We start from the raw sequence: 23,501 nt of genomic DNA on the forward strand, positions 1-23,501 counted from the left end.
GTTAGGGTGGGCATTGCGCACGTCTATCCCGAAAGAAACGTGCTCAGCCGCTTTGTCAAGCTATCCGGATCCTTGGTCTCACACTCCCAGATCACAAGTACTTGCCAGCCAAGTGCTTCCAGCATCGCTTGGCTTTTTTTGTCTCGCAACACATTGTCATCGAACTTTTTCTGCCAATAATCCGCGTGAGCCTTGGGCGTCGTCGTTCTCGCGCACCCCGAATGCCGATGCCAGAAACATCCATGCACGAAAATGACCTTCTTGCGTCGAGGGAAGACAAGGTCAGGGGTGCCAGGCAGTGCTCGGACGTGGAGTCTATAGCGGAACCCCAACCTGTGGGCCGCGCGCCGCACAAGCATTTCTGGCTTACTATCAGTCGCCTTAATCTTGGCCATCAAGCGACGCCGCTGCTCCGGCACATCCGCAAATAGATCGCGTGTCTTCATGTAAGGGATGTAGCACCAGGCGCAAATCCGAACAGACCTTCGAAAGTCTCTTCGAACTTTTCGAGGGCTTCACTACTTAGACCTTCACGGTCGTCGTGGGATAGTTGGTCCCACCGAGGCAGTGGCGTTCTCAACAGGAATCGCTTGTAAAAACGCATCCAGCCCTGCTTAAGAGCCGGAGCTTCGGCTTTCGCGGTTATTTCAAGAAGACCACCATTCAGGACACGTTGGAGAACGTCGACGGGCCACTCCCCAGGCCAGATCGCATAAAGGGAATGCGCCGGGATCGCCTGTGTTCGATCTATTGTGACGAAAGGCATATTGCACAGTTCCGGCATCAGCAGCTTCGGACCGCGCGACCACAAAGTGGGAACCGCATCGATCGTCCGCCAATATTGGTCTTTTTCTCTAAACTGGCTTCTCTTGCTCAGCGCTTCCCTTCGTCTCTCGACCCATGTCGTGAAACCGGGCCACTGCGCAGGATCGATCAGAACGCCCCCACGGTCATACGGCACGACTACCCGTAACCGCTCGATATCGACGGCCGAACCGACCAAATCCTTTCGCTCGACGAAGGGGCGAACAAGCTCATCCTCCACCTCCGCAACGTCATCGGGATCGAGTATGAATGTTCGCCCGGAACCAAGCGCCGGACCGACACGAACAGTGCAGCCGGCCTCATGAAGGCTTCCATGTCGCGCAAGCAGATCGCGCTGCATCGCCTGAGCCTTTTCCCTCTTGTTTGACGATAGATGATGAACTGGTTTGCCACTAGGCGTCAGCAATACGATCGCGCTGTACGCGCCCACCACCTTCATGAATGGATCGGCCGGGCGTTCGTCAGCTACCGTAATGGTCCAGCCGCGCAATTTCGTGTCTCGAAGAAAGGCATCCCCATATTGCGCGAACATCCAACGATCGCTCGTCAACGCCGCGATAGAGCCACCATCGCTGGCCCATTCTTGCATCCTATTCAGAAACGCAACGGACAGATCCCCGCGTGTACTCATAGTCGGCAGGATTTCGCGGTAGACATCGGCCAAGATGGTAGGGAGGTTCTTCCAGCGAACGTAGGGCGGATTTGCCGCCACATGCGTGGCGCGTTCGGGCGTTTCCAGAAGAAAATCTCTTTCGCTGACCCAGTCCAAGACAAGTTGGTCGGCGAGTTGGGGAGCAATGCTTTCCTTGATAAGCAGGTTCCTAAGGAGCCGTCGAACGGTTGCAGCGGCTCCCGGATGAAGTTCGAAGCTCTTTATCCGCGGCGTTAAATCGCTCAAGGAAAGCGCGCGACCATGAGAACGAAAAGAATGAAGAAGGCGGCGAACCCCTTCCAAGAGAATCGAGCCTTCCCCGGCACACGGTTCAAGGAAAACTGCTCGCGAGAGATCTGCGTCCGAATTCCAGCCGATCAAGTCAAGCAACCGAGCGGCAGTCGGGCCAGACGTATATATTGCGCAACGATCGTGCAATTGCTCTATCGCTGCGTGCAGTTCCATTCACTCGTCCTCTGGCAATTTCCCTTCACTGCTTATAACAATACCGTTCGCCGAAGGGCAGTTAGAAAAACCGTTGATATAGGCGAGGGTTGAACAAATGATGAGCGTACACCGGACACGCCTTCCGCCCCGGCAGATTTTCTGCAAATGACAGGTTTCAGCGTCGATACCAAGCTTTTCCAAGAGCTCGGCGAACTGCTGGTTGCGAAAGAGAGCACCGCTCTCGTCGAACTGATTAAGAATGCTTACGACGCCGACGCTACCTTGGTAACAGTCAGCGGCGTCAATCTTGGCGATCCGGCACGCGGCAGCATCGTCGTATCCGACGATGGCGTTGGCATGGACTCAGACGAGTTTCAGCGTGGCTTCCTAACCATTGCTGGCCGTACAAAAAACTCCGGCGACCGAAGGTCCCCTGTATTTGGTCGTCGATATACCGGCGAGAAGGGAGTAGGACGTCTCGCCTCTCATAAGCTGGGGACGGTCGTAAATATCCAATCGCGCAAAGCCGGCCCGGCGCCTAGAGGCGCAATCACTCTTCCGCCGGCAATATCAGAGGTGGTCGCTCGTATAGATTGGCGCGCGATTGAAGCGCTAGAGACCTTGGATCAGATCGATGGAACCGGCGCGGTCACCGTAGATCAGCGCGCGCGGCCATCTAGGCATAGTAGTGGGACAACGCTGAACATCGCGCCGCTAAGGTCGGCTTGGTCGGATCGCGTACGCTCAAGTTTTCTGCGTGAAGCCGTTACGCTCGCTCCGTTGGCCGCAACCTGGAAAAAATTGCCCCGAACCGCCATCGCGGAGACTTTGCTTTTCGAAACCTTGCCGATCCGAGATCAACAAAATGGGGATCCCGGATTTGAAATCGTGTTTGGTGGGGAGCTAGGCATCGGTGATCTACTTTTACCCGACAGTGCAGCGGCTGCTAGTTGGATTGCAGAACTGTCTTACGATCGAGACACGGGTTTACTTCAAATCGCCGTATCGCCTACGAAAGCCGAGCTCCGCAATTTTCCCGGAGCAGAGACTTTTCGTTTGATGAAACATCTTGAGCCAGGGGTCGGGCCATCTTTCACCGGGCGGATACTCCAACGCTCTAATTCGTCCTGGGAGACCGAGGTGCAGGGCATACGCGTCTTCATGGAGGGTTTTCGTGTATCCCCATATGGCGATCTAAGGGACGACTGGCTGGGTTTGGAACGTACCTATTTGTCGCGAGCTAAACGTCGTTTAATAAGTCTGTCTGCCTTCGAGGCAGATAATATACCCGCTGGCCTTGAGAATGAAGAACTCGTAATACAAGGCAATAATGCCTACATGGGCGCCATCTTCCTCCACAGATCAAGCAGTCCAGGGCTTGAGATGGTGGTCAGTCGTGAGGGCTTCCTGCCAGGCGAGGCGTTCGACTTCATTACTCAATGGACACGTGTGACCACTGATCTGATTGTTCGATTAAGATCAATGTCACGCAAAGAGGTGAAGGAAATCCGAAATGAGCAGCGTGTAACTCAACGCGACGCTGGCATCCGTTCGGATGTTAATGAGACACCGACAGCCTTGCGGGTACGTGAGCACGCAATCCAGGTTGAGCGGGGTTTTGCCAATATCCAGAACGCGGTGGAGCGCAACGACTTCGTAACGGCATCGCGTGAAGCTAAAGAACTGCAGCCTAATCTCTCCGAAATTCGGGAGATGGCTGATCAGTTCGGCAGCGAGGCCGTGCAATGGCGAGTCTTGGCATCGCTCGGCACAGAACTCGCCGCGTTCGTTCACGAGATCAATGCAGTCGGGCTCCAAATATCAGCGTTAGCACGCGAGCTTGAGGATGCCCTAACGATCGACGATCTTGCGCGTACCCGAACGGCGATCCGCAAATCCCGACAAAGAGCTTTGGATCTCGCCGATCGGATTCGGCGGAATGCGACTTATCTTGTCGATTCAACGAGCTTCGAGGGACGCCGTCGGCGCGCGCGGCTGGCAGTAGGCGACAGGTTCGAAACAGTTAAACTGTTCTTCGAGTCCAGGATCGAGCAAAAGAACATCACGCTCGTCAATGATATTCCGACCGATGTTCGAACTCCGCCGATGTTTCCGTCCGAGTTGTCCGGGATATTTACCAACCTGCTGTCGAATGCGGTCAAGTTCAGCGATGTTAACGGACGTATTGAAGTTTCGGCACGTGAGCACGGCGGCTTCTGCGAGGTTCAGGTCTCCAATACAGGCACAGCGGTCGATCTATCCCGAGCACGGCGTCTCTTCGATGCGTTTCAATCGACCACCGAGCGGCCTGATGCCGTGTTGGGCCAAGGCATGGGAATGGGGCTGACGATCACCCGCGCTTTCGTTCAGGAGTATGGCGGCGAAATTGATTTCATCGCGCCGCCAAGTGGTTTTGCGACCGCGATACGCTTTAGAATTCCGATGAGGTAACATTGCATGACAATAGTGTATATCGACGATTCACCTTCGGAGTTCATGGCACTGGCCGACAGCGGCACAGCCGCGATAGCGGAATTCACTTTCCAAGATGATGACCCGAACGAAAAGGCCTTCACCGCTGCCCGGACCGCGAACGTATGGCTCTTTGACTTCTTTCTGGTGGCCGACCCGCACGACGAGAACGGCCTCAGCCTCTTTCAGAAGTGGAAGGCCACGATCGGAGGCCGTCCAACGACTGTGGTGGTGAGTAGCGATGTCGAAAAGGCGGTTGGAGAACCGCTTGGACCGATAGAACGCCACCACGTCATTGCCCAAAAGCATGGTGTCGAATGGATCGGCGACAAAACGAAGGATACGCTGAATCGAGTGATCGAACTCTCGGACGCCACAGATTTCATCGCGAAGAACCTAGACCTCACGCCCATCGAAGGTCGGCCACTCGGAACGTACGATTCCGAGCAGTTGTGCCTCGGTGTTCTTGGCGTACCCAAAGACGCCGACTGGGCGAATAGCGCCATGAGGCAGATCGACCGCGCCCGTCCACCGAGAGAGGTATCGACCTCCTCCGGCCCCGCTACCGCTCACTCAATCATCGGCTGGCTTCTCGCACACGTACTTCCCTATCCTTCTTTTCTGTTGACTGATGCGCAGGCAGCGCTCCGGCTAAAGATACAGCCAGCGACTTTTCGCTCGATCGTGGCAGAATACGAAGGCAACGAAGGGGGTGCAGCTCAGCGTGGGACAATTGAGACTTGCAAATACCTGGGACCTCTGAGGGATTTCCTCGGCCGGCGATGGTGGCGAGCCGCGATCGACGATTTTGCCTGGCATCTATCTCAAGACCCCGATGGCTATCGCGCGGCGCTAGGCAAGCTTGCTAGCAAGACATCCATCGACTGGCTTGAGCATTCCGAGCCAGTTCTCATTTCCAATTCGTACTTGGTGGAAACGGATGAGATAGCCGAGGCGAAAGACTGCGTCCGCGTGACCGACGAGGACTTTCCTGCAAACGTCGACGCGGCGTGGATCCTGATAAGTTCCGCTCAAGAAGATCGCCAGCTAATGGCAAAGGTAATCTATGAAGATCGAGATGTGTTGAGTCCCGGCGAATGAAGATAAATTTGCGAAATTACGGTACGGAGCTAGCTCATTGGCTACGCGCGTTCGAACCATTCGTCGAGCCCGCATCACAACCGGCGCTGTCTCGGTTGAAATTGGTGCTGGAGGATGGCCGCGATAACCTCCGTGAGAAGTTCGACTGGAGCCTCAAAGATCCAATTATCACAAAAATCGCGAACTCTTACGATAGACGGAATAACAACGCCCATGAAGTTCGAGTCGGCTGGCAGTTCGAATCTGCATTCGAGCGAGGTGAGCACTCACGGAAAAAGTCTATATGGACCGTAGGTAAGATGGTCACGCATATTCGAGTGTATGACGCCGCGAACAATGAAGTCCTTTTGCATTTCCACGTCGACATGAAGAATTCGGAGCAACTTGGTCCCCATATCCATCTACAGCTCTCTGAAGACTACATGGAAAAGAGAGTGGGCCTGCAGATTGCAGTACCTCGATTTCCCTTTGCAACAATTTTGCCGACAGATTGTCTCGACTTCGTCCTGTCCGAGTTTTTTCCGATCGAATGGCCGAGGTCTCAATCAGACGCCCAAGGTTTGGCGACGTTGCAGCGTGCTCAACGTGACAGGTTAAGAGACATGGCTGAAGCAATCGCCAAGCTTTGGGATAAGCCATCGAGGCAGACCCCGGTTTCCGCGACCCAAGACTATCACATGCCCGATTTGCAGATAGCCTGATGCGCATCGCTAGTCTCTTTAGTGGAGCGGGCGGCTTCGAACTGGGTTTCGCCCGATTCCACGACACTATTGTCCTGAATGATATTGCTTCAAATGCACGCGATGTTCTTCGGCATCGCTTTCCAGAAGTTGCGCTGATCGACGACGTCCGAAGCATCCAAGCAGACGCAATCGATGCTGCCGACATGATCGTCGCGGGTTTCCCGTGTCAGGATGTTTCGATCGTTGGTGGGCAACGTGGCTTGGCGGGTACTCGTTCGGCTCTGGTGGAACACGTTTTCCGCCTCGCGGCAGCGACCCGTCCGTCTCATATACTTTTGGAAAATGTCCAGTCGATCCGCTTCGTTCATGGTGGACGAGTTCTTCTGTATCTCATGCACGCAGCGGAACAACTAGGCTACTCATGGGCATACCGTACGCTAGACAGCAGAGCCTTCGGACTTCCTCAGCGCCGCCGCCGCTTTTACTTTATGGCGTCACGGGATTCTGATCCAGGCGAAGTGCTCTTCTCGGATGCCGGCAACACCCTGCCTGCAAACTCGCTGGACCTGTCGTTGCCGGTCGGCTTCTATTGGACGGAAGGCAGAAGCGGCCACGGCTTGACCGCCGACGCGATACCGCCGTTGAAGACCGGCTCATCGATCGGAATACCATCACCGCCCGCCGTCTTGTTTCCGGATGGAGGCGTCAAAGTTCCGACAATCGAAACGGCTGAAAGATTTCAAGGGTTTCCGGAGGGCTGGACGGAAGCTGCACCGCCGCGCCTTCGGTGGGGGCTGGTTGGCAACGCAGTGAGTGTCCCGGTAGTCCGATGGATTTCTGATCGCATGAATTCTCCGGCAGATTGGGACCGCAAACTTTCTTCGCCCATGCCCGACCGACCTATGTGGCCTTTGGCAGCTTGGGGAAATGGGCGAGGCCTACGTCTCGCCGTCAACGTCCAAGAAGCGCCGAGTTTTCTTGAGCTCGGGCGAATATCCCATGGCAGTTACACGTGGGCCGATTTGTCGGATCGCGCTCTTACGGGCTTTGTGAATAGGGCCCGTGAAAGCCGATTACGCTATCCTGAAGGTTTTTTAGAGCGCCTTGAAGCCCGATTACGGTGACTGCACTGGATCGGTGCCTGCTTTTAAAAAGTCTTTATAGACACGACATGCGCCGCAACCACGACACCACGATGATCTCGACCGTAGGAACCCTCGAAGATCTTTGCCTGACCGTGCTGCAACTGAACGAGGACCTCCTTGGGGGCGAGTAACGGCACCTTGTTGCCGGCTCCCCCTTCATGCCGAAGAAGCCACTTACCGTCTTCAAGAAAAGTCGTTCCCATAACCTCGTTCAAGGTGCCTCTCCTTCAAATCTAATCGCAGAACAAGATGCCAGTTGATCGCGATGGCTTTTCGCGGAAATTATTTCCGGCCATATCAGCCACTGGATGGGTTCCCGTCGCAGCGCATTGACGTTCTCACGGCGATTGCAACACCAAAAGAGGCTAGCATGTCAAACACCGATTTCGCAAACACAGCGGCTGCTTCTGAGCGGTTCTTTCGGTTGTATGAACGTCATTGCATTGAGCCAGGCGAAGACACGTTGTTTTCTTTTTTGGAGGCTAGCCACAGCTTAAATGACCGCTTGAAGATCGGTGCCTATCTCGATTTTTTTGACGTTGGCCAATTCGCAGCCCTTAAATGCCTCAGGAATTATTTCCATCACCGTCAGGAACTGCGACATCTCGTAAGCTTGATACCGCTTGTCGGCTATCCAGTCGTTACGGACCTTATGTATTTGTGCGTGGTGCCACGCACTTCCGTAGAGGCGGCGATCGAGGAAACAATGCCTCGCCACAAAGACGCTACGCGAAGTGCATGCCAAGACTTGTTCCATTGGTATGGACCAGTGGTGAATATCAATCCTTGCATTTTTAACTTCGTCGTTTTGGCCTACGAACGTCTGGTGGACGCCGGCATTCCACTGAAAGGCAACGCAGTTGAACAGTTTCGAGCGAGCTATGACCATGAGGAGCAGAGCGGTATTCCGCACCTGATAGACGGGCGTATATCCGCGTCGGCTGGAAATATACGCGACCTGCTCCGGGAGATCATCACGAGATACAAGTTTTAGGCAGTCACGCCACAGAGGAAAGGGGAAACGTGATCGCAAGGCAAACAGAAGTGCGAGAAGGGCTCCCCGCAATAGATATCGCCGTGGGGCCTGAACGATCACTCTTCGTTCAGAGAATGATGTCTTTGGCACAGTCCAAACGGCATATGGCCGTTGAATTTTGTCAAGATACTTTCGGTAATGAAGGACTTCACTTCGCCAATTTCCTGTTGCCAGACTCCTCCCAACACTCCCGATCAGGTGGGCAACTCATCGTCCGTCCCGATGAAGTAAGAGTTTGCGTGGAAATGCGGTCGTCGCAGTGGCCCTCCGACTACCCAACCAGGAATGAATATATTGCTTTCTCCCGCGAGGTATTTGGGCCGCTCTTGCGTCTTTATAATCGAGAGTTTGGCACGCGCTATCGAATGCGGATAGCTCGACCTCGACAAAGCCCTCAACTGTCTCCGGGAGCCATGCATTTGTTCGAGCGATTTGCGATTTTGGCCAACACGCGCTCCTTACATCCGCTCGATTGGGAAAGATTCTATCTGTTTGTCCGAAATAGTCGAGCCGAAGCTCCCGAAGGGATTCTTGGCCCATTGTTGATTAAAAGAGGTTTCCCGATAGAGAAGGCTCGAATGCTCGCCGAGCTTTATCATCATCTTTGGAATTTTAAGAAACTAAGGGCGTAGCGATGATTGGACCTCCCGTTGGTCCTAACAAGACCGTGCAATCTGACGCTGCATGAAAACTCGCTGGCCCCCCCCAAATCCGACGCAGGTTCTTCCACTCGCTCGCTGGCTCATCATTGCAGGTTGCCCTGGCGTACCCTAGACTCTCGTGATCCGCGTGGGGACGCGATCAGCCTAAGGGGTTAGCGTGGCGACGATCCTAGATGAAAACACGACGGAGGTGGCACCAGAACCGGCTCCTGCAAGTATCGCCGGTCCCGTGAAACGCCGTGCTGGGACACATCCGGCCGAGCCATCTATTAACGAACCTGACTATGTCCCCCCCGACTTCAGTACCAGCCGTAAGATCCGAATCGGCGCTAGCTTCATCGAGCAGTTTGTCGTGGGTCATGACGCGAGCGATGTTCTGCGCGAGCTCGTCCAGAACGAATTCGACGGCGGAGGTCACGTGCTGACGCTTACATTCGGCAGTCGCTCACTTGAAGTAATCGGGTCGGGCCGCAACATCGACGCGAAAGGGTGGGACCGCCTCTCGGTTATAGTCGGCACGGGCAATGTGATGGGCAGCGGCCACGGCGAGGTGGTCGCACCCAAGGAAAATGGCATCGGCTCCAAGAATTTCGGCTTGCGCTCGCTCTTCCGCTTCGGCGACGCGATCCATGTACGCTCGGGTGGCAAGGTCGCGCTGCTCGATCTCCAGACCCAAGAGACCGGCCACGAGACCGATCGCTCCTGGCGCCGCGAGAGGGGCGTCCGCATCCACGTTCCCTATCGGGAAGTTTCGACCGACAGACTTGAGGCATTCACCATCGAGCGCGAGGAGCATGCGCTCGGGCTGGTGGTTATGGGCATGCCAGACACACTGGTAAAGTTAGCGCTCACGGGCCAGAAGAGCGGGCTCCGTCAGGTTAACGTCAATTCGATCCGCACCGGGCGCACGTTGCGATGGAAGCAGGACGCGACCTCCGGCCGCTGCCGTCTCACTGGCGTCGCCGTAGTCGCCCGCAAGGGTCGGCTCCTCGACGGCAAGACGGCGACCCCGTTTCAGGAAGAGGAGTTTTCTCGGTCGGTCGATGTCCCAGCCGAGTACTGGGGCCGCGCCTTTCCAGCTTATTATCGATTGCCTGGCAATCGGTTGAAGATCGCTGTCTCGGTCTCGATCGTTCGCAAGCGGATCGACCTGAAACAGCACGGGCATTTCTACTATCCATTGAAGACGCCATCCTCTCGCACCGGCTGCGCGATCAGCGTTAGCGCGCCGTTCGAACTCAATACGGACCGCAGCGGCCTAATCGATCATGTCTGGAATGACTGGCTCATTGATCAGGCGGTCGACCTGACCATCGATCTCCTGAGGGCAGATTGGTTTACCCGCTATGGGGCCGACGCCTTCAAGGCACTGATATCGAACGGCACTGCAAGCCCAGACCGCTTCACTGCCAAGATAATGGAACGACTGGCGAGCGAGTCGTGCTGGCCAACGCTGGCGAAAGGGGCGGACAAGTACGGCAGCGCAAAAAAAATCGTCTTGCCCACGGACAAAGCGTATACTGGCTTTCTCGCCGACGACCGATATCCCGACCCCCTAATCTCCGAGGACGAAGACGTCTGCCACCTCCTCGCGCGCTGCGGCGCCAAACGATTCACAATCGGATCACTCGTCAGGCTACGATGCGCAGGCGAGAACTCGGCAAGTCTCGCCACCAAGATAAAAGATGAGGCAAACATCTATTTCTCGAGCTATGAAGCCGCGCTTGCTAGCGTCGATCGGCAGAAGCGTCTGGGCGCTGCCCTATCTGCCTTTCCCCGTCAGTTAACTAAGCAGCATAAGGCCGACATTGGCAACACTGCCTCGACGCTCAATGTCACAGGCGCGCTTCGCCCAGCTTCGAAGCTGATGATCGTCGACCCCGAGCTCTGGGCGGACTGCCCTGAGCCCGAAGAGAACCGCCTGCATCCCGATCTCATCGTGTACAAGGCGATCTCTGCCCATTGCCGCCACTTCGATGAAGAACGCTGGCTGATCGACGCGGCCAAGCGTGCCGCTAATGCCGAGGCCGATGATGGGGAGCGCGAGACGCTCTACCGAAAGCTGTTAGCGCGCCAATCGCCAATTAGTCGGGCGGCGCTGAGCGTGCTGCGCGTCAACCCTGTGGTTAAAAACCAGCGGGGGGAATGGGTCGCGCCGGCGGACATGGTAAATCTAAACCGGCGGCTAGCGCGCCTACTCGATCCGGCGATCGATGCGCCGTCCAGGGAACTCCTGGCCGCGCCCACGCTGCTAGCCCGGCTGCGCATCCGCGCGACGCTGAACGGCACTGACCTAATCCGCTACGCCCGTGGCCTTGCCGATCGTCCGGAGATGGCGGACCGTTTCGAGAAATTGCTCGACGACCATCTCAAGCTTCTTACTACGAGCATTGTCGAGGCGATGCGGGACATCGCATTCCTCAAGTCGCGGACGGGCATCCTGGCCGCGCCCTCGACGTTGCATCTCGATACGCTTACCAACCGCATATGCATGGAGGACAACGGTCGAATTGTGGGCGGGACCAAGGAGCATGTCTATCGAAAGCTCAGGCTGAAGCTGGCCCCAGACTCCGATACGCTGTTCGATTTCATCGAGTGTCACCGAGAGAAGGGCGCAGCCCCGGATCGTCCAGATATCCTCTATCCTGCTCTAGTCGAGGCGATCGGGCGCGAGCGAAGGCCAAAGTCGAACCTCGCCGACAAACCGATCTGTTGGGTGCAGAACGGCTATCACGCGCCTTCGGATATCCTGGTTGGCGCACGCATCGCGGCGCCGCTCGCCGAAGTGATCCCGGTCTACCCTCATGCGGACGAGACCGGTCGCGCCTACCAGGACCTTGGCGCGCCCTCAATGCCGAACGAGAGCCACTGGTCGCGGTTCTTCCGGGCCGTCGGAACCGACTGGGCGCCCACCGCTCCGATCGATCAGCATCGTCGCAGGACCCTGCTGGAAGCCTATAGGTTGCGCGGGATCTTGAGCTTACCCACGGGTCTCGATGATACCCGATGCCTGATTGACGATCGTTCTCGCCTGTTCACTCTGGCAGAGCTGCGCGCCGGCCAGCTCGTCGAGCCCGACTTCCCGGCGCTGCAGGAGGCGCTCAAGGTGGCCGACAGCGAGATCGGTGTGATCGAGACGACCGAACGGTCGCGGGTCTTCTACGCTGCCCTCGGCATCCGCCCGCTGTCCGCGATCGCGGGCGCGAGTGCCCCGGTGATGGGGTTGCCCGGCCGCGCCCCGTTCTGGTTCAAGACCAAATTGGGCGACCGGGTCCTCGCGATCCTTCATCGGCCGATATTCGCGTGGGCGCTGAGCGAAGTCGCCCATCGCAACCGACACGGTCACACAGGTTTTGTGCCTTCAGATCTCGCGACGATCGAGGCGAGGCTCGCTGAAATTCGTTCGCTCGACTTCTTTCAGACCCTCGGCCGGCGCTACAGTGTCGGGGGCGCGAGTATCCTCGTGCCGACGCAGCTTGCCCTCGATGGCGAGCGGCTCGGACTCGTTCCGCCAAAGAACAAGGCGACCTTCCAACTGCTGCTCGCCGAAGCGCTGGCGGAGATCGCGGGCGCAACGAGCGTAGCAACGATGCGCGGGATTGCCAATGCGTTCCTGCCGCTCCTGCTCTGCGGGACGCAGGAGGAACTGATAGACTATCTCGACATGATCGGCATCTCACATCGCCGCCGCATCGAGGAAGAAGATAACCTCGACCTTAATTTCCAGGACGACGATGACACCACCGACGATGCTGAGGAACTGGCGGTCCGCCAAGTCTTCGACGATCTCGACACCAGCGGCCCGAGCAACAGCGAGCCCGTCAAGCCGCTCGATCCGCTGATCCAGCCGCCGGTCACCCCAGCCCCGATACCCACTTCGCCTCCGCCACCGTCTTTCCAGCTTCCGGACCTCGACCACGTCTCGCTGGAGGTCGCAGAGACCAAGGGCACGACAATCGAGCCGCACCGACAAGGGCCTCGCGGTGGCGGATCGTCCGGCATTTGGTTGCCGCCGACGCCCGAGGAACTCGCGCGCGCGGGCCGGCTCGGCGAGCGTGGCGAGTCGCTGGTTTACCGAATGGAGATCGAGAAGGTAAAGGCGATGGGTTATGCCGAGCCCGAACGCTATGTCATCTGGACGTCTCGCGACCAGCCCGGCGCCGACCATGACATTCGCTCGATCGACGGCGAAGGTCGACCGCGCTGGCTTGAGGTCAAGTCCACCACCGGCAGCGATGGGCGGTTCGAATGGCCTCGCCAAGAGTTCGAGAAGGCGCTGCGCGAGCGCGAGCGTTACGAGCTCTGGCGAGTCTACCGGGTTGCCGAGCGCAATCCGATCGCGAAACGGTTTGTCAACCCGGCAAGTCTCTTGGGAACCCGCCAGATCGTGTTGGAGCTCGCGGGGCTCCGCGCAAACATCGAGGACATGGGCTGATAGGCATTAAACGTCGGCTGGGAGGAAGTAAAAGTGGCGCCGCTGTAGGCTGAGTTGTGCAATTGCGCCACAAGTGCTCGTTACGCACGGTCATCGCGTTTGTCCAAAAGAGCGCATGAATGAACTGTCAATTACGGACTCTGATCTTCAGAAAGAGAACTTGGGCCCTGCGCGGTCATCACCCGCTGGTGCCCGCTCACTTTGGATGCCTCGTTCTTGATATCACCCGTTACCCCACTCTATACCCGCTTGCAGGGGAACCTGGGCTTGCTCCAGCAGTTCGTAAATCTCTGTGATCTTTTTGATCTGGTTTCCTTTGCAGAATAGCAGGTGGAGACGATCCCGAGCCCTAGATGCGGCCACGAAGAAGTTCGAATGCCCCTCGGTGGGGTCGTTGGCGAAACTCCACCATTGGGTATCGTCCAGACCCAATTGAACGACAATTTCGTATTCAAGCCCCTTACTTTTGGTAATTGTCAGTAGAGGAACCTGACCTTCCCCGCGATACCATCTGAAGACCTCCTTCCAAGTTCTCGCGCCATTCGCAGCCTCCTTTAAAAAAGCACGCGTTGCCGCCCGAATCTCATCAAAGTATTTCCCCTGTTGGTAATGGGGAGCCAAGGACACAAGACGCGGAAGCTCTAGGAATTTTTCAGCTTTGTCGATCAAGGCTTCAATAGTTGCAACCGTAGGAATGGCCGTTCCGTCGAAGGCGCGTTCGGACTTGAATCGATCCAGCGGATCAAGAACACGTTGTCTTCGTTCGTCGCTGGTTTCGTCCAGACCTTCGACCGCCATCAGTAGATCAACAAGACGCGTCCACACGACTCCGCCACGCTTGGCGCTCAGGAATTCGAGAGCGTCGACAATAGCCTGCGCATATGGCTCGACTATTAGGTCCTGAATGCTCGCGCCACCGACATTCCGATCCTCGTTTCGCAGTCCGATCCCGATGGCATCGAAGTAGGGCCTCAGTCTATCTTCCCAATCGTTGGCTTTCTGGCGGACGAGAAGTCCGATCTGCCGAGGATCGACGCCCGCCAGGATACGACTTGAGACGAATTTCGCGATGTTTGAACTTTCCTCATGTTCGCTCTCGGAGACGACCAAGCTACATATCTGCTGCGGCGGCAGGTTTGGCGCCTGGCGGACTGCCACAAAGTCGGGTTCTGCAGGTGCCAACCGACCTTTCAGGATGTTGAGAATCTCGACAATCCGCTTGTTGCTACGATAGTTGCTCTGGAGCACCTCGCGAGTACGGCCGAGTTCAAGAGGTTCGCCGAGAAAGTCGGCAGCGAACTCGCCGAAGCTGTCGTCCTGCGCGCCCGCCCACCGCATGATCCGTTGCTTATCGTCTCCCACGGCTGTAACGACAGAGTTCGAATCTTTGAAGATGGAGCGCATGAGTTCGTACTGAACGTATGTCGTGTCCTGAAATTCGTCGATGAAAACATGGCTGTAAGTCGCACAGATAGCCCGGCGAATTACAGGATTTCTTTCCACGATTGCTTGAAGAAGACGCCCGAGCATTTGAAAAGTAAGTGGCGACGGATCCTGCTCGAGTGCCCACGCGATCCTCGCAAGGTGGAGGAAGGCCCCATAGGTATCGACGCGCGGTGGAACCAGAGACAAATACTGGATCCCGCTTTGAAAGGCGTCGTAGCTTACGCTCATCACATCGTTCTTTACGGCCGCCACGCCGATAATCTTCTCTGCGCGTCCACCAAGTTTTGTTTCATCTCCGAGGCCATCTGCGATCGAACGCTGGAATTGCTGCAATTCGGGCCGAGATGGTGAAAAGGCGATTGAGTAGGGATTTTTCAATGCCCACTCCGCCGGGAGTCCTCGCCAAAAGCGGTCGAAGAGTTGCTTCGTGAAGGCGTCAAAGGTCACCGAGTCGAAGCGGTCGACCTGCTCCTTCGAACACCGCCGCTCGAAACGCTCCCTTAGATTTCGAGCGGCATCCCGTTTGAAACTGATCGCGAGGATTCGACGCGGGTATGGACATTGCCCGGTCTGCACAAGGAACACGCCGCGTTGCCCGAGAAGCTCAGTTTTTCCAGCGCCCGGGCCGGCAGTAACAAGCGTATTTCCACGCGCTTTCACTGCGCGCATTGCCGCGTCTTCGAGCGTGGGTATCCCCACTGGCAACCAGGCATCAGGGGCTACAAGACGTCCGGACATCATGCACCAACGGATTCAAGTTGCAGCCGTACCCTCTCCAGAAGGCGCCTAAGGACCGGAGGAATTCCTTTTGCGAGGTCTGCGTCGCTGACCCGGGACAACGCGGCCAGATGAACAGCCGGCTTGCCGCGATTGCCTTGGAAGAGATACGAATACCATGGGAATAGTGGCAGCATCGCATACTCTGCATATGCCGAGAGGCCATAACCGTTCTTTTTCAGCACTGTGGCAGCGGCCTCAGTCTGTCGAAGTGGATCACCTGGATTCTGCGGCCCTGATGCTCCTGGCTCAAGTACTTGGTATGCGGCTGGAAACGCTTCGAGCATCATCATGTCGAGATCGAGGGGAACAGAGAAGAATACATCCTGCGTCTCGAAAAACGTCAGCCATCCGTCAATCCAGGCTTTACTCAAGCCATCCGCCGCCCAATCGTTTGCGGCGCCTCGCTTGAGATCTGTCGCCGTTGCGACAGACGTCTTCACGCCTGGATCGGTCGGCGCACGGAATTTATTGATTGCGTTGGCCACCGCGGAGAACTGACGCAGGTCACCGGAGCTTCTTCCCGAGTCGAGATCGAGGACAGTTGTATGCGAGATCCCAAGCTGGCTTACCAAGCGCCAGAAATGCTCCACGTGTCTGCCGCCGATAGGGACGATGGCTACAAACGACCGGTCTATCGGAATGCCCAGCGCTTCCGCCAAACGAGGAAGCACAATCTCTTCCGACGCCCCCTCTCCAAAGATTGCATGACGTGCGAAATAGATTTCCGGATGGGCGCGAACCGCTTCTCGTACAAACTTGGCCGCTTCGTCCGCACCTTTCGGCAATTCGAGCCCTCTAATAGTTGAGACCCCATTCTGAAGTTCACGGCGCACATGTCGGATCGCTTCCGGTTCGAGACGTCCAACGATTGCGGGCGAATGGCTAGTCACAATTCCCTGGACACGTTGCGTGACGGTGAGTTTCTGAAGTTCGGTTATCAGCCTCGACAGAAAATACGGAGCAAGATGGTTTTCCGGCTCCTCGAACGCAAAAATCGTGAGGGCGGGTGCCTGCATGAACTTGGATTGGAACGGCGGGGTGTTACCTAGAGCGACTTCGGCCTCTAGCGTCAACTTGAGATCCAGAAGTGCTTTGACGAGCGCGAAATGGAAAAGCGATCGCTGTCCGTCGCTGAGTTGATCCACCCCGATGGTTCTCCCGGAGGCGTTTGGCGACAGTGCGATTGAGGCGGCGCGGATGACCTGCTGAAAGTCAGGTGGCAAAACGTGGAGTGCGGCGGTTGTGGCAGTATCCGCCGCGTTGAGCTCCTGCCAACAGCTCTGTATAAAGCCATTTACCCGCTTCAGTGCGTCTTCTTCTGCTAGCGCTGCCCCGGCTTTCGAAATCAAGTCCTTTATTACTGCCTCATTCTTCCACTGGACAGACTCCATAAGAGCACGTCCCAGGCTTCTCACTGTGAGCTTGGTGAGCGTGGTGATATCCCTGCTAGCAGGTATGAAGCGCGCGACGACCAAAGCGCGGTCACCGGCGGCCATCTTCTTTTTGACGGCCGGATCTTTCATATCGCCGAACGGAACCGGGTCGATCGTGAGGAGCCAATACAGGTCTTCCTCGATGATGCCGTCTAAGGTGCCGGTGTTCTCCCAAGTCACCTCGAGACGGATTCTAGCGATCAGCTTTCCATTTGATCCGAGAAAGACCAGATTTCGGAATGCAGCAGGAACGGTTTTCTCGACGACAGGGTCTCCGGAGTCCAACTCCGGAAAGCCGACTTCAACCTCCACGAAAAGGCGTCTAAGAGGTGCACTCTCGAGCGTCTCGCCGGGAGGCACGAAAAAGTCGTCCGGACGGACTAAGCGCTCATCTCGCGTTTCGCCAAAGAGGCGCAGGAGCGCCGCGAGTGCAGCCGACTTGCCCGCGCCATTTCGACCGATGAGGGCGGTAATTCCGGGATCAAAGTTCAACGTCTGGAATTTTGGCGATGCGTCGCTGTCGGAGGCAGCGTCGGTGGGGCCGAAACACTGGAAACGCCATACTCTCATCTCGTTGATTTTCACGCGGATTCCCCCCAACCTTCTTTCAACTTTTGATAATGCAATGGCATTTCTGTGCCAATCTTTAAATTGTAGGCTAGGGAGCAAAGCGCAAGCCTGCCCAGCACAGGCAAACATCGTGGGTAACGGGTATGGATAAATACAGTTCTTTTCCAGAACTCGCAGCTAATGAAGTTCTGAATGAAGACTATGCGATCGAATTCATAGACAGGAGTTCGGAAGTGTTCGTTATCGCGCCCCATGGCGGCTGGATCGAACCCGGAACCTCCGAAATCACGAAAACCATCGCCGGCAACGACTTGTCCTACTATGTGTTCAGTGGTCTCAAACGGGGCAGATCGCACAGAGATTTGCACATATCCTCAGAGCGTTTCGATGAGCCGAATGCTCTTGAGCTTATCGCAGGAACGGAAACGGTTATCGGTGTCCATGGAATGGTAGACAATGAGACGGGTGAGGATGTTTGGGTGGGTGGACGCGACTCGTCCTTAAGTCGAGCAGTCACCGAATCCCTGAATGCTTTTGGGTTCACGGCGATACTGCGCCAGCCGGGTCAGAGGCTTTCGGGGCAAGCCACGAGCAATGTATGCAATCGAGGGAAGCGGACTGCTGGCATTCAGCTAGAAATATCCAGACGGCTTCGCGACCGTCTATGTGCACAATCAGTGCTGATGGCGAGCTTTGTCCAAGCGGTACGGTCAGCCATCTGTTGAAACCGGCGCAGACCGTATGCGAAAGCGCAGTCATTTTGTATCGACCAGACTGGCCGGGTCTGAAACCCTCAATTGGCAGAATCACCTCCGACGTTCCGAGTTCACCCGACGTCTGCTTATGGAGGAGAGGAAAGGTTACATCGACCGGCAGCTTTTGGGCAGGAAGCGGAAATTATTGCCGTTCCACGCCAATATTGACTGAGGCCCAAAGCCAGGGCACAAAGGTGGCATCCACGGTCGCTCGCGACGGAAAAACAGAGGAAATTTTAAGGCTATCTTGTTAAGCCATTGAAGTCATGTGAGAATCCAGGCTCGCCAGCCGGTAGTCCCGAGATGGTGTTTCTTGAGCTTGTGTATCAGGCTCAAATCTGCCGCTGAATGCGCCTGCATCGCTTCCGAATATTATGGGTGATGCGCTCCAGGACTCTTGTCGGATCGCCAGCGGTGTCGAGGATCTGTTTCGCAACATCTTCGCTGGCGCTACCAATTGCCGCCGCAAGCTCATGGACGCGCCTGACAGTCGATGCGCCGCTTAACCCGACCTCCTCGGCAAACGCTTGCCAATCGGCTCGCCTCAAGTCAGGCGCGATGAAACGTCCGGCAATGCCTTGAGGCAGGCTCTCATCAACCTGCCGGTATACCGCAGCACACATCAAATCGTAAAACGGCGCCAGCTTCGCAGATCCCCCGGCACCGATCAGGATGGAGTAGTTTTTGGCGTGCGAATCTGAATTGCAGATCAGCACATTGAAAATCACCGCGTCCAGAAGCTTCAGGCGCTCGCCGGGGGAAACAAGATCGCTGACGGCATCGAACATCATCTTCAATGTCACGCCGCGGCCCGTCGAAGACCGCTCATATTTCTGCGACGGAAAATGACCCGTTAGCTGGCAAAGGTCTTCCTGGTGAAGCCTGCGGATCTCGCCTTGGGGGTCCGTGAAACGGTCATAGCGCTTCACCAGCAGGTAGCGTCGTTTGCAGGCCACACCGATTGTGGCTTCGGCGGCTTCCAGTCCGCAGGCCCGTGCGAGGGCTAGGCAGAAGGCCTCGTTTTCGACGCTTCCCGCCAGACGGTCGGTGTCCGGCTTGATGATATGGGTCGACGGCGTGCCGTCGACCGGGATCGAGATAGCGCCAGCCTCATCGACGAAGACGGGCAGCTTTTCCTGCACGCCCGCAAGCGACATGGAAACCCCTCGCTCACCGACCAGAAAGGGTTTGGCGGGAAGTTCCTCGAGAATGCGCTCCAGGGCCTCCTCGTTCGGAATGGGCTGCAGGTTGACTCCGGCCTTCCGCGGTTCGCCGATCGACAAGGCTCCTGCGGTATCCCGGCCAATGTGACCGAGCAAGCCAACGACGTCCTGGGGAGACACCTTCAGTCGCTGGCCGATCTCGGCGAGATGGGTTTCCGGAAGCAGGTTGGCGAGCCACGGCAGCAGCCTGTCCGCGCCGACCGCTCCGGATCGCAGCGGCATGGTCAGCGAGACTGGGAAGGCCGAGCGACGCGCTTCCCATGATAGGTCGTAGTCGAGCCGCCATTCGCCTTCGAAAGTCATCCGTGCGACGGGGAAGGTTTCGTAGAAGATGGTTGTCATCGACCATCACCGAAGTTCGGCAGGAAGCCGAGATCATCTTCCGACGCTGCTGGTAACGCTTGGGCGGTCTTCAGGTCGCCGATCTCGATGCCCACCGTGCGTGCGACGATCAACGCCTTTTCGAGTTGGCAGCTCGGTTTGCCAGATTCGAGTTCGACAATGAAACGTTCGCCTGTTCCGGACCGGGCGGCAAGCTCGGTCTGTGTCCAGCCGAGGACTTTACGTTTTTCCCTGACGGCGGCGCCGAAATCACGTGCGGACCTGAACATCGAGCATCTCCTGTTGCGGCTTACCGTACAGGAAGATTTTCTGAATTTCAATGCTATCCTTACCGATCGGGAAGTATGGTGTCTTGAAGCGAGAATTCACCCCGATCGGGAAGTTTTTACCATTGAAGCAGGTCCACAAAGCAGGGTCCTTGAGCTCCAGGTATCGCATGTGGTACACCTTCGGGTATCGTAATTTCCGTAATGCAGGCAGGCCCTTACGAGAAACCCAGGTTTTCAGGGTATCGCGCGGCTATCTGGCGGAGAGTCCCACCCTCTCCGCCATTGCCACCTGCAAGCCATTGTTTTTATTGTAAATAGGTACACCTGAGCCGGCACGCCCCACCTTTCGCCCCACATTTTCCGATTGGTAAACCCGGCCCATGTACAGCCTACCTCCATTTCTGCAATGCGCCGTCAGTTCGGACGTTAAGTCCAGCCACGCATGCGGCCGGAAGCGGACATTGCGACGGTCTTGGTCACGTAGGTCACCGCAATGATCTTGGACGTCGAAGGCGCGCCGCGGCCACTAGATGACTTGGATGGCGATGACAGTAACCGAGACGATGCGCCCGAAGCGACGCACCTTCAGTCATGTTGCGTCGATCCTCTTCGCGACTTCGTAAACTTTGCCTTGATGGCGTCCTGACGCGCCTTCCGGCCGCCGTAGATATCTTCCAGTGCTGTTTCGAGAATGTCGAAGGCGTCGATGCAGTCCGCTAGCGTCAGTCCCGCTTTATGGCTTCCGTCGTTGCCGATATCCTTTAGCGCTAGCATCGTATCGTGGTGACCGAAGCCTCGCTTTTCCAAATCTACCAGTCGGTTGTGCAACGGGATAAACCTGCCTTCAGGTGTTTCCCGGGCGATACCGGCGTGAGCGACAATTTCTTCGACCGATATCCGCAGCTTGTTGATGCAGGAGCCTGCGTCGGTCCAGAGAAGGTTGAAGGCCTTTTCAATCTGCTCCTTGACCGCTTTAGGTGTCTTTTGATGAATGGCTATCACTCGCGGGCCGGGCATCATCGTTAGCGGGTAGAAGTGGGCCTCTTCACCCATCCGCTCTTCGCCGTCCTGGTCCGGATAATAGTATGGCCCGGAACTCGCCCTGCCCGACATTACGGCGATGGTTTTGCAGAACCCGAAAGAGCAGGTGAAAAAGCTGGTGAATTTGCCGCTGGCGATTAAGGGTTCCTCACTCGGCTCCCAAATCGTGACGGTTCTGTTCTTGACCCTCTTGAGGAGCCCATTCCTGCATTTCGAGCAAGGGAATGCGGGATAGCTATCTTCAGGATATTTCTCTCTCCAGAGTAACCCGTCCATCATCCACACCCACGTTTAATGTCGCGCCGCACTTTGATTTCCATTAGAACCGCATGGGCGGGAGGAATCTCATGTTTAACTTGCTTATGCGGTCGGCCGATTGGAATACCTACAAGGCTGAAATGCCACTCGAACGTATGTTCGAGTATACGGAAAAGCACCTCGCCGCCTACTTCACGACAGACGGCAAGCCAAATTTCGACTGGCTCATCCAGTACCCCTGCCTGTTAATGGATGAAGGCATCAGGGATGAAGTCGCGTACGTAGGGCGCGTCACCAGGCATAGAATCAGCGGCAAGGAAGTCGCGATCGAATACCAGATCGACAGGGAAGTTCCGGTACTTCGCAACGACTTCATCTATGAACACCGTCGTCACTTTGACATGACCGCTGATTGGGAATTTTCCCGCAACCACTGGGCGGTCAAGGAAGTGGATCTTTACCAGGTCCTTTTCCACATCATGCGGTTGCCAGTCCGTCAGCGTCCGGAGGTCTTCAAGATCGAGGAGCGCGAGACCGTCGATCCGAATCTGGTGTCCGCAATGATGCCGTTCGCCCCCGCGTTCAACGGCGTCTATGCGACAATCGAGGCCGCAGCTGCGCAGATTGGGATGACCTGCCATCGCGCTGACAACGTATGGGAACACCACGCAATCATTCAAGATATCGTTCAGCTCATCGACTTCGCGCGCATTGTTGTTGTCGACTGCACCAACCGTAATCCCAATGTCTTCTACGAGGCCGGGATCGCGCACACGCTGGGCCGCGAAGTCATCCTGATCACGCAAAGTAAGGACGATATCCCCTTCGACCTTCAGCACATCAGGCATATTTCTTACCTGAACAACGGCGAAGGGCTCGCCGACCTGAAGGACAAGCTTCTCAGGCGGATGAAGACAGTGACTGGTCGCTAAGCAGGTTACTGCGACAAGCCTGTGCTTAATGGCATTGGCTTCATGCTGGGTCCGGTTACCCCTCCCAGATGCGAACGGTCCGCATGCGGCCCCGTAGCGGAAATGATCTCCGCTACGCGCCTCCATTTCGGCCACAGGTGTTACAGTGTTGCGCGCCCCGAAGCGGACATAGCTTCGCGCTGGCGCGCTGCCTCCTGCGCACCAGCGACCGAGCTTCCGGCTGTCGCACACCATCCGCCTTTCGGGGACGCTATAGAAGACCGGAGAATACGTGTCGCTATAATCCAATTTTGACGATGCGCGCCGACTAATCGTCAGGGTCTGGGGCGTCCTTCATACCGTCGGCCAATTTGCGCATGAGTCGAACCAGGTCATCGACCTCCTGGACGTCCCATGTGTCGAAGATGGCGCGGGCGTTTCGCTCGCGCACCCCATCGACCTTGTCGGTCATCGCCTTACCCTTCGGGGCGATCACAGCTTTGCGAACCCTACGGTCGGCATCACTTGTCTGGCGCTCCACCAGTCCGAGACTTTCCAGTTTTGTTACCTGACGGCTGACTGTCGTATAGTCGCGTCCCACACCGTCAGCGAGTTCCACGACGCCGATCGGTCCGCGCCGCTCGATCACAACGAGCAGGGGAAACAAGGCGCGATCGAGTGCTATGCCGGCATCGCGGACCATCTCCTCGTCGCGCTGCGGCCTGTTCATCACACTGACAATGTCAATCAATGCGTCGTGGATTTCGCGAATCTGGTGGCTAATATGTGTATTTTGCACATTTGTTGTTGACGGCATGTTGGTACTCCTAGTATGTGCATATTACACATATGGAGCAGGACATGACTGTGTTTAAGCATGGAATGTTGACCCCTCTGGCGGGGTAATACTTATCCAATTTTGACCCCCCTTGGATTTCATCCGACCATCCGGCTTTTGCCAGTGGATGGGGTGGGGAGTTGAAGAGAGTGGATACGATTGCCCGTGTCCGACGAG

At 56.5% G+C, this 23,501-nt stretch carries 19 protein-coding genes; 9 read left to right on the forward strand and 10 right to left on the reverse strand.

Annotated features, from left to right (window positions below):
* Nucleotides 1-23: 23 nt before the first annotated feature.
* Both AC1DLT_RS24560 and AC1DLT_RS24565 read right to left on the reverse strand, forming a co-directional pair.
* A complete protein-coding gene (locus AC1DLT_RS24560; protein WP_477488486.1) occupies nucleotides 24-446 on the reverse strand; it encodes a very short patch repair endonuclease in 423 nt (140 codons plus the stop codon).
* Nucleotides 443-1,942 (reverse strand): Eco57I restriction-modification methylase domain-containing protein, encoded by a 1,500-nt coding sequence (locus tag AC1DLT_RS24565; RefSeq protein ID WP_477488487.1) that lies wholly within the window; start codon nucleotides 1,940-1,942, stop codon nucleotides 443-445. The genes AC1DLT_RS24560 and AC1DLT_RS24565 overlap by 4 nt, the downstream gene beginning before the upstream one ends.
* Before the next feature lie 147 nt (nucleotides 1,943-2,089).
* On the opposite strand from AC1DLT_RS24565, the gene AC1DLT_RS24570 reads away from it, so the two are divergent.
* Genes AC1DLT_RS24570 through AC1DLT_RS24585 form a run of 4 tightly spaced genes read left to right on the forward strand, consistent with a single transcriptional unit; the run spans nucleotide 2,090 to nucleotide 7,304 of the window.
* A complete protein-coding gene (locus AC1DLT_RS24570; protein WP_477488488.1) occupies nucleotides 2,090-4,375 on the forward strand; it encodes a sensor histidine kinase in 2,286 nt (761 codons plus the stop codon).
* A 45-nt stretch (nucleotides 4,376-4,420) separates the two neighbouring features.
* Nucleotides 4,421-5,497 carry a hypothetical protein gene (locus AC1DLT_RS24575; RefSeq protein ID WP_477488489.1) on the forward strand — a complete coding sequence of 359 codons (1,077 nt, stop codon included), beginning with the start codon at nucleotides 4,421-4,423 and terminating at the stop codon, nucleotides 5,495-5,497.
* Nucleotides 5,494-6,198 (forward strand): hypothetical protein, encoded by a 705-nt coding sequence (locus tag AC1DLT_RS24580; RefSeq protein WP_477488490.1) that lies wholly within the window; start codon nucleotides 5,494-5,496, stop codon nucleotides 6,196-6,198. Before AC1DLT_RS24575 ends, AC1DLT_RS24580 begins: the two co-directional genes overlap by 4 nt.
* Nucleotides 6,198-7,304, forward strand: coding sequence for a DNA cytosine methyltransferase (locus AC1DLT_RS24585; RefSeq protein WP_477488491.1), 1,107 nt, complete (start codon nucleotides 6,198-6,200; stop codon nucleotides 7,302-7,304). The genes AC1DLT_RS24580 and AC1DLT_RS24585 overlap by 1 nt, the downstream gene beginning before the upstream one ends.
* Before the next feature lie 23 nt (nucleotides 7,305-7,327).
* Here AC1DLT_RS24585 and AC1DLT_RS24590 read toward each other — a convergent pair whose 3' ends face one another.
* Nucleotides 7,328-7,540: a hypothetical protein gene (locus AC1DLT_RS24590; RefSeq protein ID WP_477488492.1), complete on the reverse strand. Its 213-nt coding sequence runs from the start codon at nucleotides 7,538-7,540 to the stop codon at nucleotides 7,328-7,330.
* A 155-nt stretch (nucleotides 7,541-7,695) separates the two neighbouring features.
* Between AC1DLT_RS24590 and AC1DLT_RS24595 the strand changes: the two genes are divergently transcribed.
* From AC1DLT_RS24595 to AC1DLT_RS24605, 3 genes are all read left to right on the forward strand, one after another.
* Nucleotides 7,696-8,319 (forward strand): hypothetical protein, encoded by a 624-nt coding sequence (locus AC1DLT_RS24595; protein ID WP_477488493.1) that lies wholly within the window; start codon nucleotides 7,696-7,698, stop codon nucleotides 8,317-8,319.
* Between the two features lie 29 nt (nucleotides 8,320-8,348).
* A complete protein-coding gene (locus AC1DLT_RS24600) occupies nucleotides 8,349-8,993 on the forward strand; it encodes a hypothetical protein (protein ID WP_477488494.1) in 645 nt (214 codons plus the stop codon).
* A 187-nt stretch (nucleotides 8,994-9,180) separates the two neighbouring features.
* Entirely contained in the window at nucleotides 9,181-13,458 is a 4,278-nt protein-coding gene (locus tag AC1DLT_RS24605; protein ID WP_477488495.1) for a protein NO VEIN domain-containing protein, read from the forward strand.
* Nucleotides 13,459-13,680: 222 nt separating this feature from the next.
* Here the strand turns inward: AC1DLT_RS24605 and AC1DLT_RS24610 are convergent, their stop codons facing one another.
* On the reverse strand, nucleotides 13,681-15,573 hold the full coding sequence (locus AC1DLT_RS24610; protein WP_477488496.1) for a UvrD-helicase domain-containing protein: 1,893 nt from the start codon (nucleotides 15,571-15,573) through the stop codon (nucleotides 13,681-13,683).
* A 68-nt stretch (nucleotides 15,574-15,641) separates the two neighbouring features.
* Entirely contained in the window at nucleotides 15,642-17,702 is a 2,061-nt protein-coding gene (locus AC1DLT_RS24615; RefSeq protein WP_477488497.1) for an AAA family ATPase, read from the reverse strand.
* Nucleotides 17,703-17,830: 128 nt separating this feature from the next.
* On the opposite strand from AC1DLT_RS24615, the gene AC1DLT_RS24620 reads away from it, so the two are divergent.
* Nucleotides 17,831-18,412: a poly-gamma-glutamate hydrolase family protein gene (locus AC1DLT_RS24620; RefSeq protein ID WP_477488498.1), complete on the forward strand. Its 582-nt coding sequence runs from the start codon at nucleotides 17,831-17,833 to the stop codon at nucleotides 18,410-18,412.
* A gap of 362 nt (nucleotides 18,413-18,774) precedes the next feature.
* On the opposite strand, the gene AC1DLT_RS24625 is transcribed toward AC1DLT_RS24620, so the two are convergent.
* The 4 genes from AC1DLT_RS24625 to AC1DLT_RS24640 form a co-directional block, all read right to left on the reverse strand.
* Nucleotides 18,775-20,007 (reverse strand): HipA domain-containing protein, encoded by a 1,233-nt coding sequence (locus tag AC1DLT_RS24625; protein ID WP_477488499.1) that lies wholly within the window; start codon nucleotides 20,005-20,007, stop codon nucleotides 18,775-18,777.
* Nucleotides 20,004-20,276: a helix-turn-helix domain-containing protein gene (locus AC1DLT_RS24630; RefSeq protein WP_477488500.1), complete on the reverse strand. Its 273-nt coding sequence runs from the start codon at nucleotides 20,274-20,276 to the stop codon at nucleotides 20,004-20,006. The genes AC1DLT_RS24625 and AC1DLT_RS24630 overlap by 4 nt, the downstream gene beginning before the upstream one ends.
* The gene (locus AC1DLT_RS24635; RefSeq protein WP_477488501.1) at nucleotides 20,257-20,445 is read right to left on the reverse strand and encodes a hypothetical protein; all 189 of its coding nucleotides are present in this window, start codon (nucleotides 20,443-20,445) and stop codon (nucleotides 20,257-20,259) included. The genes AC1DLT_RS24630 and AC1DLT_RS24635 overlap by 20 nt, the downstream gene beginning before the upstream one ends.
* A gap of 416 nt (nucleotides 20,446-20,861) precedes the next feature.
* The gene (locus AC1DLT_RS24640; protein WP_477488502.1) at nucleotides 20,862-21,596 is read right to left on the reverse strand and encodes a DUF4145 domain-containing protein; all 735 of its coding nucleotides are present in this window, start codon (nucleotides 21,594-21,596) and stop codon (nucleotides 20,862-20,864) included.
* Nucleotides 21,597-21,664: 68 nt separating this feature from the next.
* Between AC1DLT_RS24640 and AC1DLT_RS24645 the strand changes: the two genes are divergently transcribed.
* Entirely contained in the window at nucleotides 21,665-22,507 is an 843-nt protein-coding gene (locus AC1DLT_RS24645) for a hypothetical protein (protein WP_477488503.1), read from the forward strand.
* 307 nt (nucleotides 22,508-22,814) lie between these two features.
* On the opposite strand, the gene AC1DLT_RS24650 is transcribed toward AC1DLT_RS24645, so the two are convergent.
* A complete protein-coding gene (locus AC1DLT_RS24650) occupies nucleotides 22,815-23,303 on the reverse strand; it encodes a MarR family winged helix-turn-helix transcriptional regulator (RefSeq protein WP_477488504.1) in 489 nt (162 codons plus the stop codon).
* Nucleotides 23,304-23,501 lie beyond the last annotated feature (198 nt).

The sequence above is a fragment of the Neorhizobium sp. 05N33 genome (assembly GCF_056397445.1).